Origin of the sequence: Sulfuricurvum sp., assembly GCF_019163035.1 — a bacterium.
In the GTDB taxonomy this organism is placed as follows: domain Bacteria; phylum Campylobacterota; class Campylobacteria; order Campylobacterales; family Sulfurimonadaceae; genus Sulfuricurvum.
Genome location: NZ_JAFLKV010000140.1, coordinates 1 through 3,215, shown reverse-complemented (window position 1 = coordinate 3,215; position 3,215 = coordinate 1). Strand labels below are relative to the sequence as shown.

The window sequence follows — 3,215 nt, the reverse complement described above, 5'->3', positions numbered from 1 at the left end:
CAAGCCCCAAAGCTCTATCGCCATACGCTCATAGCTCAGACCTCAGAAAATACGTTGATCGATGTCATGGAAGGGTTGGATAAGGGGGTCGATTTTTCGTCATTGCCGATGATGAACGGAGGAAATCCGACGGTAGAGATTTCAGTCGCTTCTACCGACAATGTGCAATGTGATACCAATTTTCAACGCTTTATTGACGCATTAGAATCCAAATCTATCGTTTATAACATAATCAAAAATAATTAGAAATAAACATTTTTTTTAATCTGCCGATTTATCATTACCAAGGAATGAGGAGAGTTGGATGGGAAAGATGAATTTATTAATGATTGGGTTGGGGATAAGTCTCGTAATTTACGTAATATATCGGCATACTTTTTTAAAAAGTCCGAAGAGCAAAATGCCGCCAAAGCCCCATTTCACCCTAAAAATCGAATCTGAATAGAAGAGTTCTAACTATAATGACGCTCGTAGAGTTTATTCTCTCTCGGTGACACTTCCTCTTTTAACGCCTCCAAACGCTCCAACCTCTGCTCCGTCGTCGGATGGGTACGAAACAAATTTGCAAATGAAATATTTTTACCATCAAACGGACTGATAATAAACATATGGGCATTCTCAGGTGTTGCGCCATGAACTTCTCCTCGCGCATTATAATTAGAGAGCTTGATTAACGCATTTTGGAGCCATTCGGGATGCCCTGTGAGATGTGCTGCACCCGCATCCGCCATAAACTCCCGCGAGCGGCTAATAGACATTTGAATCACCGTTGCCGCAATGGGGAGTAAAATAGCCATAACGATCATTAAAATCGGGTTTCCACGACTATTACGACTTCCGAACATCGCCCCAAACTGCAACATATTGGCGATAAAAGCTACCGCACCCGCAATCGTAGCCGCAATAGTTGCGACGAGAATATCGCGATGACGTACATGCGAGAGCTCATGCGCCATGACCCCCTCAACTTCATCTTCGCTCAACAGTTCGAGCAGTCCCGTCGTTATCGCTACCGCCGCATGAGCGGGATTGCGCCCCGTGGCAAACGCATTGGGGATATGATCGTGGATGATATAGACTTTCGGCATCGGTATATCAGCACGCTCTACCAGACGCTCTACGACGCGATAGAGCATCGGTGCCTCACGCGGATCCACCTCTTGGGCGTTATAGTGCTTTAAAATCATCGTATCAGAGAAATAATAGGCGTAAAAGTTCATCCCCCCCGCCATTACCAACGCGATCATCATCCCCCCTTGACCACCGAGGTATCCGCCGATAAATACGAGCAATACGCTCAGCGATCCGAGTAATAAAAAGGTTTTAATCTGTTCCATCCATCTCCCCCTGCAACAGCGCTAAAATCGATTTTTTGTGCATTTTACGGGCATAATCGAGAGCGGTATACCCATGATTATCCCGTGCGGTTAAATCCATATCTTTTTCAAGCAATTTCTTTACCACTTCGATCCGACCGTAACATACCGCCCCCATAAGCGGCGTAAATCCACTCTTGCGGGTAGGTGTACTCAGATCAAATCCACCCTCCAACAACCGCTCGATCATGGTTAGGTTATTGTAGGTAACAGCCACATCAAATACACTAACCCCCTCATTATCGATATGATTGAGATCAGCACCGCTTTCAATCAACTGCTCGATAATCTCCGCATCGCAACGATACCGCATCGCAAAACAGATCACCGATTCGCCGTTATCTTCGTGTGCGTTTGGGTTACCGCCGTTTTTGAGATATTTTTTAATCCCGAGATAATCATTCGCTTTTAATAAACTAATCCATTGTTCCATAAACATTCCAAGTAATAATATGCAGTAGTATAACACGCAACATTCAACCCATCCATAGGCGATTGTGGTAAAATTCCTTATTAATTTTACACCAAGAGAGAAAATATGGAAATTTTAGAGACCGAAGCCGCTTTCAAAGCATGTGTTCAAGAGATTCAAAACACCACAGGATACAAAAATCCTCTCGCATTCGGTATTTGCCGTGTTGATTTCGGTCAACTCGATAGCGATAAAATCCTCCAAGCTACATTCCCGCACATCAACTGGAACGAAAACTTCGGCAGTGCTGCAATCTTTATCAAAAGTGCTCAAGAGCAAGGGTTTAACGTCGACTTTACCGCTGATGAAGTAATCATCCCCGTAACACTGAAATTTTTAGAGGGGTGTTTGAATGCCTTTACACCGTATGCTGATGAAGCATTCGGTGATGCACACAAAAATATCCAAGTAGTCTCAGCCCTTTACAACCAAAGCAAAGAGCGTGGTATGCGCGATGGCGAATTCCGTCTAGTTATTCTTTTCAACGACTCAGCGTGCACGAGCGTCGAGGGAACTTACCTGAAACTCTATGGTCTCTCTACGTCAAAAGCGGCTCTTCGCTCACTCAACCTTAACGGTGCGTTCGGTGCATTGCACAACGTTGCATGGTCGGACGGTCAACCGATCGAGCTCGAATGGCTCCGTGAAAACGAGATCGAACTCAAATTTGCCAACGAGTATCCGAAAATCGATTTCGTCGATAAATTCCCTCGCTATCTCCAACACATTATCCCTGCAAACAATACTCGCGTATTGGACGATTCAAAAGTCCGTTTCGGAGCACAGCTCCATGCAGGAACAACCATCATGCCGGGTGCGAGTTATGTGAACTTCAATGCGGGAACCACAGGTGTCAGCATGGTAGAGGGGCGTATTTCAAGCTCTGCGGTTGTAGGTGATGGCTCAGACGTCGGCGGAGGAGCTTCTATCCTCGGAGTTCTCAGCGGAACGGATGGAATTCCTGTCACCATCGGAAAAAATACCCTATTAGGTGCCAACTCGGTAACGGGTATTGCACTGGGTGATGGCTGTATCGTCGATGCGGGGATCGCTGTATTGGCGGGAACCAAGTTTGCGGTGAGTGCTGAAGAACTCTCCAAAATCCAAGAAGCGAATCCATCCAAAACCGTCAGTGGTACAAGTTTCAAAGGCAAAGAATTAGTAGGACTCAACGGTATCCACTACCGCCAAGACTCGACTACGGGACAACTCCTCATCCGCCGCTCAACCCGTGATGTGAAACTCAACGCCGATTTACACTAAACGGACTAATTTCAAATCACCTATCTCTCTTAAGGTGGAGGGGATTATACTTTTACTATCTGATATACAAGGAGCTTTAGATGATAAGCTCAAACGTCTCTTCC

General features: G+C 45.5%; 3 protein-coding genes and 1 pseudogene. 2 read left to right on the top strand and 2 right to left on the bottom strand.

The window, feature by feature from the left end; all coding sequences use genetic code 11:
• Positions 1-246: pseudogene (locus tag JZU62_RS10125) on the top strand (competence/damage-inducible protein A); the annotation flags it as partial.
• A gap of 206 nt (positions 247-452) precedes the next feature.
• Here the strand turns inward: JZU62_RS10125 and htpX are convergent.
• Together htpX and JZU62_RS10115 are read right to left on the bottom strand one after the other, a co-directional pair.
• Positions 453-1,337: a zinc metalloprotease HtpX gene (htpX, locus tag JZU62_RS10120; protein ID WP_295014430.1), complete on the bottom strand. Its 885-nt coding sequence runs from the start codon at positions 1,335-1,337 to the stop codon at positions 453-455.
• The gene (locus JZU62_RS10115; protein ID WP_295014428.1) at positions 1,324-1,809 is read right to left on the bottom strand and encodes an ankyrin repeat domain-containing protein; all 486 of its coding nucleotides are present in this window, start codon (positions 1,807-1,809) and stop codon (positions 1,324-1,326) included. The genes htpX and JZU62_RS10115 overlap by 14 nt, the downstream gene beginning before the upstream one ends.
• 105 nt (positions 1,810-1,914) lie before the next feature.
• Between JZU62_RS10115 and JZU62_RS10110 the strand changes: the two genes are divergently transcribed.
• Positions 1,915-3,111 (top strand): tetrahydrodipicolinate N-succinyltransferase N-terminal domain-containing protein, encoded by a 1,197-nt coding sequence (locus JZU62_RS10110; RefSeq protein ID WP_295014426.1) that lies wholly within the window; start codon positions 1,915-1,917, stop codon positions 3,109-3,111.
• The last annotated feature ends 104 nt before the right edge of the window (positions 3,112-3,215 follow it).